15 protein-coding genes are annotated in these 15656 nt (G+C 34.0%); 7 read left to right on the top strand and 8 right to left on the bottom strand.

The genetic code is table 11. From position 1 onward, the window contains the following. From tilS to J7K39_05615, 3 genes are all read right to left on the bottom strand, one after another. On the bottom strand, nt 1-806 hold an 806-nt coding region (gene tilS / locus J7K39_05605), incomplete at its 3' end, for a tRNA lysidine(34) synthetase TilS (GenBank protein ID MCD6179361.1). A 230-nt stretch (nt 807-1036) separates the two neighbouring features. Continuing rightward, complete coding sequence (locus J7K39_05610) at nt 1037-1396, bottom strand: YraN family protein (protein ID MCD6179362.1); 360 nt, start codon at nt 1394-1396, stop codon at nt 1037-1039. 186 nt (nt 1397-1582) lie between these two features. Further along, nucleotides 1583-2488: an LD-carboxypeptidase gene (locus tag J7K39_05615; protein MCD6179363.1), complete on the bottom strand. Its 906-nt coding sequence runs from the start codon at nt 2486-2488 to the stop codon at nt 1583-1585. A 66-nt stretch (nt 2489-2554) separates the two neighbouring features. Here J7K39_05615 and J7K39_05620 point away from each other — a divergent pair, with 66 nt between their 5' ends. The 3 genes from J7K39_05620 to J7K39_05630 are packed head-to-tail and all read left to right on the top strand — an operon-like array spanning nt 2555 to nt 5019. Continuing rightward, a complete protein-coding gene (locus tag J7K39_05620) occupies nt 2555-3076 on the top strand; it encodes a gamma carbonic anhydrase family protein (GenBank protein ID MCD6179364.1) in 522 nt (173 codons plus the stop codon). 3 nt (nt 3077-3079) lie between these two features. Next, on the top strand, nt 3080-3547 hold the full coding sequence (gene coaD, locus J7K39_05625; GenBank protein ID MCD6179365.1) for a pantetheine-phosphate adenylyltransferase: 468 nt from the start codon (nt 3080-3082) through the stop codon (nt 3545-3547). Between the two features lie 26 nt (nt 3548-3573). Beyond that, a complete protein-coding gene (locus J7K39_05630) occupies nt 3574-5019 on the top strand; it encodes a redoxin domain-containing protein (protein MCD6179366.1) in 1446 nt (481 codons plus the stop codon). Here J7K39_05630 and rsmD read toward each other — a convergent pair. From rsmD to J7K39_05645, 3 genes are read right to left on the bottom strand one after another with little or no spacing between them, the layout of a single operon-like run. Next, on the bottom strand, nt 5008-5559 hold the full coding sequence (gene rsmD, locus J7K39_05635) for a 16S rRNA (guanine(966)-N(2))-methyltransferase RsmD (GenBank protein MCD6179367.1): 552 nt from the start codon (nt 5557-5559) through the stop codon (nt 5008-5010). The two genes, J7K39_05630 and rsmD, sit on opposite strands and share 12 nt — an antisense overlap. Continuing rightward, nucleotides 5550-6443 (bottom strand): DUF3822 family protein, encoded by an 894-nt coding sequence (locus J7K39_05640; GenBank protein ID MCD6179368.1) that lies wholly within the window; start codon nt 6441-6443, stop codon nt 5550-5552. The genes rsmD and J7K39_05640 overlap by 10 nt, the downstream gene beginning before the upstream one ends. A 6-nt stretch (nt 6444-6449) precedes the next feature. Beyond that, on the bottom strand, nt 6450-7058 hold the full coding sequence (locus J7K39_05645) for a hypothetical protein (protein ID MCD6179369.1): 609 nt from the start codon (nt 7056-7058) through the stop codon (nt 6450-6452). 165 nt (nt 7059-7223) lie between these two features. On the opposite strand from J7K39_05645, the gene ygfK reads away from it, so the two are divergent. The 3 genes from ygfK (at nt 7224) to J7K39_05660 (ending at nt 11717) form a co-directional block, all read left to right on the top strand. Next, nucleotides 7224-10445, top strand: coding sequence for a putative selenate reductase subunit YgfK (gene ygfK / locus J7K39_05650; GenBank protein MCD6179370.1), 3222 nt, complete (start codon nt 7224-7226; stop codon nt 10443-10445). A 169-nt stretch (nt 10446-10614) separates the two neighbouring features. Continuing rightward, the gene (locus J7K39_05655) at nt 10615-10824 is read left to right on the top strand and encodes a hypothetical protein (GenBank protein ID MCD6179371.1); all 210 of its coding nucleotides are present in this window, start codon (nt 10615-10617) and stop codon (nt 10822-10824) included. Nucleotides 10825-10874: 50 nt separating this feature from the next. Continuing rightward, a complete protein-coding gene (locus tag J7K39_05660) occupies nt 10875-11717 on the top strand; it encodes an alpha/beta hydrolase (GenBank protein ID MCD6179372.1) in 843 nt (280 codons plus the stop codon). Between the two features lie 3 nt (nt 11718-11720). Here J7K39_05660 and J7K39_05665 read toward each other — a convergent pair whose 3' ends face one another. After that, a complete protein-coding gene (locus tag J7K39_05665) occupies nt 11721-12212 on the bottom strand; it encodes a YkgJ family cysteine cluster protein (GenBank protein MCD6179373.1) in 492 nt (163 codons plus the stop codon). Nucleotides 12213-12278: 66 nt separating this feature from the next. After that, nucleotides 12279-13145: a molecular chaperone DjiA gene (locus J7K39_05670; protein MCD6179374.1), complete on the bottom strand. Its 867-nt coding sequence runs from the start codon at nt 13143-13145 to the stop codon at nt 12279-12281. Between the two features lie 197 nt (nt 13146-13342). Here J7K39_05670 and J7K39_05675 point away from each other — a divergent pair, with 197 nt between their 5' ends. Beyond that, nucleotides 13343-15493 (top strand): M3 family metallopeptidase, encoded by a 2151-nt coding sequence (locus tag J7K39_05675; protein MCD6179375.1) that lies wholly within the window; start codon nt 13343-13345, stop codon nt 15491-15493. Nucleotides 15494-15656: the final 163 nt, after the last annotated feature.

Raw genomic sequence — 15656 nt, forward strand, 5'->3', positions numbered from 1 at the left:
GGCTTAAGAAACTCATATAAATAGGTTGCAGTATTTGATAATGCCACTAATTCACGAATGGAAATAATTAACTTATCAGCTTTATTTGTACAAATTCTTTTTCTCTCCTCTTCCACTTTCTGCAAATAGATAGATTCAGCAGATGAAAAACGTTGCATATTCTGCATAAGAATAGTACGATAATTTGGCTGAAGACTTTCTAAAACAGGCATCACTTTATGCCGAAGACTGTTCCGTAAATATTTTGTTGATGCATTGGAACTGTCTTCTCTAAAGCTTAAATTATTTTGCTTTACATAAGTATCTATTTCGTTGCGCGTAGTGAATAACAGTGGATGGATAAGCTTTCCGTTTTTCGGCAATAATCCATGCAAACCGGCAATTCCTGTTCCGCGCAACTGATTAATAAAATATGTTTCTATGGCATCATCAGCATGATGAGCAGTAGCATAAACAGCATAATTTTCTTTCTCGCAAAGCTCTCTGAACCAGACAAAACGTAAATCGCGAGCAGACATTTGAATAGAAATCTTATGTTTTTTAGCATAAGCCGAAGCACTACAATTATTAAGAAAAAAAGGAATATTTAAGTCTTTTGCCAATGCTTCAACAAAGGCGGCATCTCCATCAGATTCTGCTCCTCTAAGTCCAAAATTACAATGTGCAATAGCAAAAACAAAATCGGTTTGGGCAAACAAATGGCACATCACCACGGAGTCGATACCTCCACTTACTGTTAAAAGCACTTTCTCGCCTTTGGCGATAAGTTTCTCTTTTAAAATGAAATTGATGAGTTGCTGGTACATACTGCAAAAGTACGTTTTTTTTAGCAAGGGGGCACCTTAAAGAGGTAGTTCACTTCGGTAAGTTCGGCGTAAGCATTTCGATGAGCGTAGCGATAGAGAAACGGCAAAGTTCTCAACAAAGTTTATCTGTTTAAGAATGAGATTCCTCTCTTCGTTCGGAATGATGGCAATGTGTTCGAAATAATGAATTATTTTAAAACAAAAAAAGAGAAACAGCAAAGACCATACTCCTACTCCGGATAAAAAGCATCTTCAATATGATCTACCTGATATTTATTTTGAGCAAAAACAATAGAGATAATATCAAAACGACATTCTAAATCTATATCATTTTCTTCAATATAAGCATTAGCAGCTCGAATAAGAAAACCTTGTTTTTTCTTGGTTACGGCAATAAAAGGCTCTCCAAAATAGTTAGTACTCCGCGTCTTAACCTCAACAATAACTAAATAGTCATTATTCTTGGCAATAATATCTACTTCATCCTTGCGATGCCGCCAATTTGTTTCTAATATTTTAAAGCCTTTGGAAACCAATAAATGAAGGGCAAATGCTTCTCCACGCTTCCCCAGTTCATGTTTTTCTATCATAAGATTTAATTTACTCCGGCTGAACCAAGGTATTTTGAATTGCCAAAGCCTACACCACTATCTGAAAGGTAATCACTAATGTAAAAATCTGAAGTAGAGTCCATGATTTTTAGAATTAAAATTCAGCTAAATTTATAGAAAAGTAGACAATAAATCAAATTTACTTATAAGAACCCTATTCAAAAGCTACAGAAAAGTTAGCGTGCTTTCATTGCTATTTACTTCTAAAGAAACTTCTCTACCCATTATCAATGCCCGATTATCGGCAATATGACCGGCAGGAAATCCAAACACGATTGGATAGGTAAATTCTTTACTATGTTCTAAAATAATTTCTTCTGCTGTTTTTCCAAAAGGGATGGCATTATCGTTCATATCATTCATTCCACCTACAATCAAACCTGCTAAGTTTTCAAGTTTTCTAGCACGTTTTAAGTTCATCATCATCCTATCGATATGGTACAAATACTCATCCAAATCCTCAATAAAAAGAATTTTTCCATCAAAATCCATTTCTGATTCTGAACCCATTAAACTGTAAAGAATGGATAAATTTCCTCCTATTAATTCGCCTTTAACATTATCAGCGCGGATTACCTTTGTTGGTTTAAAAGTATATTTATCCAATTCTCCAAATAATGCTTTACGTAGACTTTCGGTAGCAAAATTTTCTTTTCCATCTTTAGGAAAGTTCAAAGGCATAGTGGCATGCAAAGTTTCAATACTAAATTGAGCATTTACGTGACTATGAAAAACGGTAAAATCAGAATAGCCAATCAGCCATTTCGGAAAGCGTTCAAACTGATCAAAATCAAGACTATCAATAATTCTAACACTACCATAACCGCCTCGCGTAGAAATAATTGCTTTTATTTCAGCATCATCTAAAAAACTTTGAAAATCGGCTGCTCTTTCCTCATCATTTCCTGCAAACTGATTTTCTTGTGAAAAAAGATGCTGTCCAAAAACAGGTTCTAAACCCCAGCTTTGAAGCATTTTAACGGATGCTCTAATTTCATCTATACTAACTTTACGTGCCGGTGATACCAATCCTATTTGGTCACCCTCTCTTAGATAAGGTGGTCTTGTCATATCACAAAAGTAAAAAATATAAAAGCAAAGCTTTTCTTTTTTCATTATTTTTGACAAAATTTCAAAATGGCAATCATTAGAAAAGTAAAAGGCGTAGCTCCAATCTTTGGAAAAGATTGTTTCCTTGCCGACAATGCAACGGTTGTTGGCGATGTAGTGATGGGCGATAAATGCAGCGTTTGGTTTAATGCTGTAGTTAGAGGCGACGTTCATAGCATCCGAATTGGGAACAATGTAAATGTACAAGATGGTGCTATTATCCATTGTACTTACCAAAAAGCCCCTGTTGAAATTGGCGATAATGTTTCTATTGCACATAATGCCATTGTTCATGGTTGCAAAATTCGTGATAATGTTTTAGTAGGAATGGGTGCTATTTTAATGGATGATGTTTTGGTAGAAAGCAATTCGATTATTGCTGCCGGAGCCGTTGTTTCAAAAGGAACTCATATCGAATCGGGTACTGTTTGGGCAGGTGTTCCTGCAAAAAAAATTAAAGATATTGATGAAGCTCTACTTAAAGGCGAAGTAAATCGGATTTCAGACTCCTATAATATGTACGCCAGTTGGTATGATAAAGAAGATTAAATTATGGAAAAAATTGCAATATTCCCGGGTTCATTCGATCCTATTACCTGTGGGCATGCCTCAATAATTAAAAGAGCAATTCCTCTCTTTGATAAAATTATTATCGCCATTGGAGTAAATGCTTTAAAGTCGAACTATTTTGATTTGGAAAACCGAATAAAAATGATTGAAGCGGTTTTTGCCGATTCAGATAAAATTGAAGTACAAAGCTATACAGGACTTACAATAGATTTTTGCAAGAAAGTAAATGCTAAATTCTTACTTCGTGGCTTACGCACTTCGGCCGATTTTGAATTTGAACGTAGTATCGGACAAATTAACAAGCAGATGAATTCCGAAATTGAAACCGTATTTTTACTCACTCAACCCGAACATACGGCTTTAAACTCCTCGATCGTTCGTGATATCTTACGTAATAATGGCGATGTGAGTCAGTTTATTCCGGCAGAAGCTCTTCCCTTTCTCAAATAATAAAAGCAATTAAGCGTTAACTAAAAATGACAACTTATCTTAAGCAGTTTCTTTTTCTTGGCTTACTCTTTTTTATGCTTCCTATTTCCAAGGCATTACCAACTTTTATAGAAGGAAAAGTAATAAACGGAAATGGCTTAGTTATTCGTGTATCTGCTTATTCTGATCAGATTAGTTTTCAGGAAAACTTACTTGATATGTATGAGATTAAGGGTGACGAGAATTTTGAATTGGGTTTTGAAATTGCCGATATTCAAGAAATATTTGTACATATCGGTAACCAAACTTTTTCCTTTTTTGCCGAAGAAGGAAGAAGCTATCAACTTAAAATAGAAAATGTAGAAATCCCACCAAAAAGTGCGATAAGCGAGCAAAAGCCTTTACATTTATTTTGGGGTAAGAGAAATGCTTTGGATGAAGCCATTGATAATTTTAACTACACTTTTAGTAGTTTCGTGGAAGAAAATTTTGTGGCATTATACAAATATCGCGACAGCAAACTGCTACAATCTTTTGAAGATGAAACAGAAACAAAGCTTAAGGAGACAACTAATTTAAGCCCAAAAGAAAAAATATTCTTCAAAAACTTTATTGCCTACCAATTAGCCGATTTAAAAAATGCTTCGCATACCGTAAGCGATTTAAAATTAGGCGAAACATATTTTAAAAATGCCGAGATTTTGTATAATAACCCGGCTTATATGCTGTTTTTCAATCACTACTTTGCAAAATATTTTGTAACAGGAAAGAGAAATACAAATTACCATGAGTTTATTAAGTTGATTAGAAATGGAAACAATATTTATAAACTTATAGATTATCTTGGGCAAGATCCAATTTTAATTCAAGAGCGTTTACGCGAATTAGTTCTTTTAAATGCACTAAAAGAAGTGTATTACAATAAAGATTTTAATGCTTTGCAGATAAAAATTTTAATTGAAGAAATAACTAAGAATAGTAAGTTTACTGAGCATAAAAAAATAGGGGCAGCAATCATTAGTCAATTAAGCGGATTACAAATTGGAGCTATAGCACCAATATTTAAACTAAAGTCAACACAAGGAAATTATAAAAGCTTAAGCGATTATAAAGGAAGGTATATCTATCTTATTTTCACCTCGGACAATTGTCAGGCTTGCGAATCTGACAGAGTTGCTCTTGAAAGAATACACGAAAAATATAAAAAGGATATTGCAGTTGTTGAAGTTTTTGTGAACTACACCAAAAACGGACTTATTAAATATACAAATGAGACTAAAGCAAGTTGGGATCGGCTTTTATTTAATAATAACTTTGATCTTTTAAATTCCTATCGTATACGGACTTATCCCCTTTATATTTTGCTCGACCGCGAAAATAAAATCTTGCTAAACCCTGCAAAAAAACCCCATGAAGGCATTGATAGATATTTTGACTTTATAATAAAACGTGATGCTCACAAAGAGGAAAAACAGGATGTTTTATTCCGTTAAATCCTTATTATTTTTAAAGAAGGTGAAATTCACATTCCCGTATTTTCTATGATCGAAAAAATTGGGATGTTCTGTAAATGAGGTATGCTTTGGGTGTTCTAATACAAACATTCCATCAACCTGAAGCAAATTACTAGAAAAAACTAAATTCGGTAAAGTATTTAGTTCTGGCATATCATAAGGAGGATCGGCAAAAACAAAATCGAAAGCACGTTTATTGGTTTTAATAAACTGGAAAACATCCATTTTAAGAATACGCATATTCTCCATTTCCAATTTATCAATGATCGATTCGATAAAACGAGCATGCTGTCCGTTTTGCTCAACAGATAAAACACTATTTACACCTCTCGATACCAATTCATAGCTAATACTTCCTGTACCGGAAAATAAATCTAAAGCATCAATATCTTCAAAATCCACTAAATTATTGATAACATTAAAAAGGCTTTCTTTAGCCATATCTGTTGTTGGTCGCAACTTCAAGTTTTTAGGCAAAGTAAATCGCTTGCCTTTAAAATATCCACTAATTATTCGCATAAAACGGCTTGTGTTAAAATGTGGTATTTTGAAGCAATCGTCTTCGGAATATCATTTCCGAAAACTAAACCTCTATTCTTTATATTTGGAAATTCCAAGTTGCCTATATATTGATAAGCAATAGCATAAAGCTCTGTACTCCTATCAATATTACCTGAAAACAGTAAAGGAACACTTTCCGGCTTAAGGTTTAATTGATTATATACCAATAAGATAAAATAAATAAAATCTTCTTTTTCCTTAAATGAAAAAGTATTTGAAAACAGTAATTTATCGTTATCGAAAACAATAATATGCATAGAATTTACAGCTACTTCTGCGTAAACAGCTGCTCCTTTTCGCATTTTCTGCAATATCGCCATTTGCTGAATAAAGACAGTAGAGGCGTGTTTAAGATTAATCGTTGAAAAATGATCACTCAAGCTATAAAATGATGGAGCATAAACAGCATATACATTCTGAGTTTCTAAAAAAGAAAGCTTATCGGTTCTTACCATAAAATTTTCGGGTAATCGATGTAGCTGATTAAGATAATCTATTGCGTTCTCTTTATCAAACAGAGCAATAGGAACTAAAGTAAAATAGTTATTATCAATGGTCAGATGTACACTTTTAAAATCCTTACTGCTAATTTTCTTTTCAACGAGAATATCTCCCAAACGAAGATTAACTTTTTCGCTCTGATAAACAGCTTCATCACCCAACATCAGAGGCACTTTATAATCTTCAATAAGTAAAACTTTGTTCCTTATACTATCTATTTGGGCAAAAGAAAATCCATCCAACCTAAGCTGAATGGACAATCTGTTATTTTTTATATTATCGGACTGAAAATCCCGATCAATAAATTGAGCCGATGCTATCATTGAATTAGGCAAAGGCATAATTTATTACTTCCAATTTCCTTCGGTAGATGCTTCGTTTAGCGATCCTACTTTAAGTCCGGCATACTTATTCATCTCTTCAACTTTCTTAATCAAATTGATAATAAGCTGCTCATCAAGACCTTTTAATATCACTTTGTAATCAGCCTGACTTTCAAACACTTGAACAGGAACACCACCACGTTTAATTTCGCCTGAACGCAACTCAAAAGTTTCGTTAGCAAAGAATTTTGCCGGTATTGGAACATATTTCAACTGATCAACATTGAAATGATCACGCTTACCATACAATGAATCAATAATAGAAATTGTTCCTAAAGTATCTCGTATAGTCTTTGTAAAGGTAGTATCGTTAGGGTCAGCAACCTCTTTAACAATAAAAAACTCACTGGTTTTCAAGAAATCAATTAAAGTATCCCAGCTTGCGGTATATTTACCATTCACTTTTCTATAAGCCAATTCTCCGGCTCTAATATCTTCTAATTTATGAATAACCGCTTGGTCGCGCTTATTTTTTTCCTTATTAAAACGGACAGGCTCCATTATGCTTTCCACAACCATATATCCCAATCCTACAATCACTACCAATAAAAACAGTTTTAATGCAATTTTCATCTTTCTAAATTTAGTTACCCACTAAGGTTTATTTCACAATCAAAAAGCAAAAATAATGTTTTATCTCTGATTATCTGCTTTATCATCATTTTTTTTTATGTATAAAAAAACTAGCTTTGGCAGCATCAAAAGCTTTTGTAATTTTACTCGCTAAATTTCTATAATATGACTGACCAATTTTACCCCATCTCTCTTAATAAACTTTTAAAAAGAATATTACGTGAACTTAATTCCGAAGATGAAATTTTAGGACTTCCTAAGCAACTTTTTGTTAATCCAAATAACTTTGAAAATTTAAAAATTCAACGCTTTGGTAAGACTCTCTCAACACCTTACGGAGTAGCGGCTGGGCCACATACACAACTAGCACAAAACATTGTTTCATCTTGGCTTTTTGGAGCACGATATATAGAACTGAAAACCATTCAAACACTCGATGAATTAGAAGTAAGCAAACCTTGTATCGATATGCAAGACGAAGGCTATAATTGCGAATGGTCACAAGAATTAAAAATCAATAATAGTATAAGTGAATATCAAAATGCGTGGATAATTATTCATGTTTTAAATCATTATTTTGGTTGGGGCAAAAGCCCCGATACGATTTTTAATATGAGTGTTGGTTACGATTTAAGAGGAATTATGCAAGAAAACGTGCAAGATTTCTTTGCTAAAATGAAAGATTCATCGGCAGAACTGGAAGAAAAGAAACAGCAAATCCGTAGTCTTTATCCCGCAATTGATGAAATAGATATACCTGTACAACTTTCTAATAACATTACCCTTTCTACAATGCACGGCTGTCCGGCTCACGAAATTGAAGAAATTGCAACTTATTTAATAGAGAAAAAGAAGCTCCATACCATTGTAAAACTCAATCCTACTCTTTTAGGTACAGAAAATCTACGTGGAATCTTAAACGATAAAATGGGATGGCCTGTTCAGGTTCCCGACATTGCTTTTGAACACGATTTAAAATACCCCGATGCTTTATCTATCATCAAGAATCTAAAAAATTCAGCACAAAAAACAGGAGTACATTTTGGGTTGAAATTGACAAACACCTTAGAAGTTAAAAACCAAAAAGATGTTTTTAATGCTAAAGAAGAAATGATGTATTTAAGCGGAAGAGCCTTGCATCCAATAAGTATAAACGTAGCAGCAAAGCTTCAAACAGAGTTCAATGGTCGTTTAGATGTTAGTTTTTCTGCCGGTATTGATGCTTTTAATATTGCTGATGTTTTGAATTGTGGAATTCAGCCTATTACTGTTTCTTCCGACCTTTTAAAACCAGGCGGCTACAGCCGAATGGCACAGTATGCCGAAAATATTCAACAATATTTAAAAGAAAACAAACTCGATAAAATTGCTGCAATTTCAGAAAACAACAATGCCCGTCATCTTGAAAACCTACAAGCTTATGCTAAAAAGGTTTTAACCAACAACGCTTATAAATATCATATTTTTGAGCAGAAAAATATCAAAACAGAACGAGAGTTAGGCCTGTTTGATTGTACAGCAGCTCCTTGTGTTGACACCTGTCCAACTACACAAAACATTCCTGAATATTTGCATTTTGCTGCTCAAGGCGAATTTCAAAAATCTTTCGAAGTCATTTTACGAAATAATGCTTTCCCTCAAACGTTAGGTCTTGTTTGTGAGCATAGCTGCCAAAGCAAATGCACGCGAATAAACTACGATAATCCCGTTCAAATCAGAGAAATCAAGAACTTTGTCAGTCAACAAGGAAATAGCGATATGTTAAACGTTCCCAAAGCAAACGGTTTAAATATTGCAATAGTAGGAGCCGGACCTGCCGGTTTATCGGCAGCCTATTTCTTAGCACTTGAAGGTTTTAAAGTAGAGGTATTTGAAAGTGAAGATTCTGCCGGAGGATTGGTTCACAAGGCCATCCCAAGTTTCCGCATGCCAAACAATGCTTTATACGAAGACATTGCAAGAATTGAAAACTTGGGCGTTCAAATCCATTATAATTCACCCGTTGACCAAGAGCTTTTTAATCAACTAAAAGCAGATTATAATTACGTTTATATAGCTATTGGAGCTCAAAATATGAAAGCATTAAAAATTCCCGGCTCCAATACAAATATGGTTTTTAACGCCTTAAAATTCCTATCTGATTTTAAGAAAAACACAGTTATAAATCAAGGCGATAATGTTATTATTATTGGTGGTGGAAATACTGCTATGGATGTTGCTCGCGCGGCAAAAAAACTCCAAAAGGGCAAAGGAGAAGTAAGGGTTGTCTATCGCCGCTCTTTAGCTCAAATGCCTGCCGATGCTGAAGAGATTCACGATGCAAAAGCAGAAGGTGTTCGCTTTTTAAATTTATTAAGTCCGCTCGAAATTATTGAAAGTAATGAAGGGATGATACTTCGTTGCGACCCAATGCAATTAAGCGAAAAGCGAGGCTCTGATGGCCGGTTAACAGTGATTTCTAAGAATGAAGATCCAATTGATTTAAAAGCAACTGCTATTATTCCTGCTATTGGTCAAGATGTTAAATTGCCTTTTTTCGATGAAAATTTAGCCAAATTACAAAAAGATTCAAAGCTTCTTCGTTCAGGAAATGTATTCCACGGAGGTGATGTCAGGCACGGTGCAGCCAGCATTGTTCAAGCCGTTGGCGATGGACAAAATATGGCCAAAGAAATTATAAAAATAGCAGAGTTAGAACACCATTTTTCTTTTGCAAAAGAGGATAAAAAAATAAGCGATCAAGAACATTTAAACAAACGTGCAAAAAGAGTTTATGGCGAAGCAGACCATAAAAATATAACAACAGCCGAGCAAATTATGGAAGAAGCTTCTCGCTGCTTGTCTTGCGACGATTATTGTAATATTTGTGTTGGAGTTTGTCCTAACCGAGCCAATTTTAATTATACGGTAAATCCCCAAACATTTAATTTATCAAAAGTTCAAATAAACGATGGTAAAGCCATTTTAGTTCCCGATATTCCTTTTGAGATAAAACAAAGTCAGCAAATTTTAAATATAGCTGATTTCTGTAATGAATGTGGTAATTGTACTACTTTTTGCCCAACAGCGGGGGAGCCATATAAAAACAAGCCGCACGTTTATTTAACAAAAGAAAGTTATACAGATAATACAGAAGGTTATTTCTTAGAAAAATTAAACAAAGAATATCTACTTTCTTATAAAAATGGCGATCAAAGCTATTCTCTTACCGAAACTGAAAATAGCTACTTATTCTTCTCCAATTTGCTTAAAGTATACTTTAATAAAGACAATTTTTCTGTAAAAAGCATTACTTTAAAAGATAAAACCGAGCAAACTATAAGCCTTGTAAAAGCTGCTGAAATGCGTTTTATTTTAGAAGGTGCTAAGGCTTTGATGGGATTATAATACTTACAAAATAAACCGATAAAAACTTATAATCCTTGCCTATAAAAGTAAAGGACAACTGAGAGCACTAATTAAAATTAGTACTAAAACCATTTAGATATACACTAAAAGCACTTGCTACGCCCAAGTTTTTTCCCTACCTTTACACCTAACATTAAACCCAACCACAATGAAAAGGAAAGCAAAACACAATTATGATTTACTAGATAAAAATCCCGACAATTGGCGAGGAATTTTTTACTATAATCCTAACGATTATAGAATTATTGTCCCAAAAATAAACCATCGTTTCGGTTGGACACTTAACTTTGGAAATATTTTTTCTTACCTGCTTATTCTTGGATTAATAAGTTTAGTAATAGCGATTGGTTTTTTGTAAAACTTAACAAATATTTTTTAACTCTTAGTACTCGTAAAACAGTATACTCAATGGATTTCGTATTTAAACCAATTACTATTCGGGACAAAGAAGCACGCTATCTGCAACTAAACGATAGCGGTATTGAAGCTGTTTTTTACTCTGCAAACGGATTTCCTTTGGGAACTTATTCCGAATTTTTAAAACAGCTCACCTCAAAATATAAGTTGACTTGCTTATCGCCTCGTGCTTGCTGGCCAAATATTGGAAATCCCTCACTTCAAACAAGCTGGGAACTATATGCAGATGATTTAATTGCTTTTATAGAACAAAAATATAAAGAACCAATTGTAGCAATAGGACATTCGCAAGGAGCTACTGCTGCTATTATTGCGACATCCAAACGACCAGAGCTTTTTAAATCTCTGATTTTAATTGAACCCGCCTCGGTTTCAACCATACTTGGAATAATTGTAAAGCTCACTCCCTATTTTGTAAAAAAACATTTTCAACCTTTTAAAAGTGGTTTAGTAAAACAAGATATTTGGGAAAGCAAAGAAGCATTTTACAAAAATTGCAGGAAAAACAAAGCTTACAAAAGAATTAAAAACGATGTACTAAAAGATTATGTAGAATACGGACTCAAGCCTCTATACAATGGAAAATTCACTTTAACATTTTCATCAAAATGGGAGACTTCAAATTATGCTTTAGCCCCTTCAATCTGGAAATATCTGAAAAAAGTAAAAATTCCTATTCAAGTGATTGCAGGAAAACCTTCTCTGTTTTTTACACAAAAGGTAAGAAATAAATGGGAAAAGACATCTTCTAATTCTACTCTGGAAGTAAATACAAAATTTGGTCATTTGTTTCCGATAGAAGCTCCTGAAATTTGTGCAAAAATGATTGTATGATATTTATTTCTTGAACTCCTCTCCCAAACCCTCAAAGACTTCCAAAACAGCAGGACAAATAATAGTATTTTTGACACTTAAATTAAGCAATTGATAGAATTTATCGCGATCGGTATGCGGGTATTCCCGACAAGCTTTGGGTCGCACATCATAAATAGAGCAGTAATTATCTTCACCTAAAAACGGGCAGGGTTGTTGCCTAAAAACATAATCGTTTTCATTATCCAAAAATAAATAATCTTCAACAAGCTTGGATGGACGAACCCGTAAATGCTTTGCAATACGCTGAATATCTTTATCCGTAATAATTGGGCTAATGCTTTTACAACAATTTGCACATTCAAGGCAATCAATATGCGAAAAAGCCTGATCGTGCAAATCACTAACAACAGCATCCAAATCTTTAGGCTTTTTTTTGCGCAATTGTGTTGCTAACTTTTTATTCTTCTTCAGTGCTAGCTTAGCCTTTTCGGTATGTACTTTTAGATCAATCATAAGAAGTTAAGCTGAAATGAAATGTAAAATAGAGTTGTAACTTCTTCACTCTATCACCTTAGAACTTTAATTAATCCCTCGAATTTTCTTAATCTCATCATAAGCGGCATTCAACTTTTGGAATTTTTCCTCAGCAGCATTTCGCACTTCCTCGCCTAAATGACTTACCTTATCGGGATGATATTTTATAGCCATTTTATGATAGGCTTTTTTAACTTCACTATCACTAGCATCAGGAGTAATCTCTAAAATTTTATAAGCCGACTCTGTATCTTTCACAAACATGGCTTTTACCGATTTGAAATCGGCAGAAGGAATACCCATAAATCCCGCTATATCCTGAATCATATTAATCTCAGAATCAGCAGTCACTCTGTCAGCTCCGGCAATACCAAATAAATAATGAAGTAATTGCAAACGCGAAGAGTAGTCCATAGAAGTACGTATTTGCATACTTACATCCTGAATATTGATATCTTTTTTCAATAGCTCTTTAAGAACTTGCATTTGCTGAATAGTCTTGGCTTCACCGAAATTGCTCACAAAAAAACGTTTCACATAATCAAGCTCAGATTTCTTTACAATGCCATCGGCTTTCATAACAGCGGCAGACAAAACCAAAAGACTTAAACTAAAATCGCCAGCTTGTGTTGGCTGACTATCCGAAACATAAGGATGTCCCTGAAAACCGGAACCGGAACTTTTGCTTTCTCCTTCGAACATTGAACCAAGGTAAAACCCCAGTAAACCTCCAATAGGACCACCAAGTGCCCAACCTAAACCTCCACCTATCCATTTTCCATAACCGGCTTTATTTATTCCAAACTTAAATCTTTTCGCGTTGATTTGTTTCTTCGCACTATTGTGCGAGTTAATGTAACTTACATAAAAGAAGAAAACTGTTATTCCAAAAAGTATAAATAGTATAGTCATAAGTTTTAAATTTTGTGCAAAAATACAGAAATCGTTTTTCTATCCATTATTAAACAAGAACTCTTGTATATTTTTAACACAAATTCACTCAAAAACTACACCAATTATTAAAACCGACAGAATAACCGAGAATCAACTTTACTTTCACTCTAATATTCTTTACATTTGCTTTTTCAAACACAAAAAAAATCCTATCAATGAAAAAAACATTTTTTATACTTCTAGCTGTAAGCTTAATTTTTACAGCTTGTAAAACAAACGATAAACAGATGGAAGAAAATCCATTTTTTGCCGATTACGGAACGCCTTATGAAGTTCCAAACTTCGATAAAATAAAAACTGAACATTATATTCCTGCTTTTGAAGAAGGAATTAAACAACATGCAGCTGAAATTAAGGCAATAGCAGAAAATCCTGATGCTCCTACTTTTGAAAACACATTAGTAGCAATGGATAAAAGCGGAGCTCTTTTAGACAAAGTAAGTAGTGTTTTTTTCAATCAATTTGGAGCTAATGCCAATGATGAAATTAAAGCCATTAATAAAGAAATTGCTCCTAAGTTGGCAGCTCATGGCGATAATATTAACATGAATCCAAAGTTATTCAAACGCGTTAAAACCGTTTATGATGAACAAAAAGAATTAGCACTTAATGTTGAAGGTAAAAGCGACAAAATTTTAAATACTGTACAAACTGCTTTACTTGATAAAGTGTATAATGGATTCGTACGTGGAGGTGCTAACTTAAACGAAAAAGATCAAGCCACTATGCGCTCAATTAATGGGAAATTAGCATTACTCTATCCACAATTTGGCGAAAATATAATCAAAGATCGTAACGCTTATACTTTAGTTATTGAAAACGAAGCTGATTTAAGTGGTCTTCCACAATCTGTTCGCGATGCTGCTTCCGAAACTGCTAAAGCAAAAAATATGGAAGGTAAATGGGTTTTCACTCTCGACAAACCAAGTTGGATTCCTTTCCTTCAATATGCTGATAATCGCGAATTACGTAAAGAAATTTATACTGCATGGATGAATCTTGCAAATAACGACAACGAAAATGATAATAAAGCGGTTATTAAAGAAATTCTAAAACTCCGCTTACAAAAAGCTCAACTTCTTGGATATAAGAATTTTGCCGAATATGCTATAGATAACAATATGGCTAAAACGCCTGAAAATGTCTTGACTTTATTAAACAAATTATGGGATGCTACTTTACCGGTTGCCAAACAAGAAGCCAAGGAATTACAAGCAATGATAGATAAAGAAGGAGGAAACTTTAAATTAGAAAGTTGGGATTGGTGGTATTATACTGAGAAAGTTAGAAAAGAAAAATATGCTCTCGAAGAATCAGAAATTCGTCCTTACTTCTCTCTTGCCAACGTTCAAGCTGGTGCTTATGAATTGGTACATCGTATTTACGGTTTAAAAATGGTAAGACGTGATGACATTCCTGTTTATCAAGAAGATGTTCAAGCTTGGGAAGTTCAAGAAGAAAACGGAGATCATATTGGAATTCTCTTGGTTGATTATTTTCCTCGCGCCAGCAAAAGAGGTGGTGCATGGATGTCTTCATATCGTAAACAAATGGGTGCCGGCGATGACTTTGTAAGTCCTATAATTGTTAATGTAGGTAACTTTACCAAACCAACGGCTACTCAACCCTCACTACTAAGTCTTGACGAAGTAACAACACTTTTTCACGAATTTGGTCATGCTTTACACGGCTTATTATCCAATGTTGAATATACAAGCCTTTCAGGAACTTCAGTAAAAAGAGATTTTGTTGAACTACCTTCACAAATCATGGAAAACTGGGCATTAGAACCTGAAATGCTTAAAATTTATGCTAAACATTACGAAACCGGAGAACCTATTCCTGATGAATTAATTGAGAAAATAAATAATAGCGGAAAATTCAATCAAGGATTTATTACTTTAGAATATCTTGCCGCAAGCTTATTAGATATCGATTATCATTTAATTAGCGATACAGCAACCATAGACAATTTAGATATCCCGACTTTTGAAAAACAGACAATGGATAATCTCGGATTAATTGATGCTATTATTCCACGTTACAGAAGTACTTATTTTAATCACTCTTTTGGTGGCGAAGGTTATGCTTCGGGTTACTATGTTTATATCTGGGCTGCTGTTTTAGATTCTGATGCTTACCAAGCATTTGTTGAAAATGGCATTTTCGACAGAGCTACCGGTGAATCATTACGTAAAAATATTATTTCTCGCGGTGGTTCTGACGATCCAATGACACTTTACAAAAATTTCCGCGGAGCCGATCCTTCTATCGAACCTTTATTGGAAAAACGCGGCTTGAAATAAATTCTGTTTGAAATATTTTATGAAAAGGCTATCCGTCATTTGACGAATGGCCTTTTTTAATTCAAAAACAAACTACTGAGACACAAAGACAAAATGAAGTAATATAAATTATGTTTTATGTATAAAAGCTTTGTATCTAATGACTCCGTGGTAAAATTAAAAC

The sequence above is a fragment of the Bacteroidales bacterium genome (assembly GCA_021157585.1).
GTDB lineage: Bacteria > Bacteroidota > Bacteroidia > Bacteroidales > UBA12170 > UBA12170.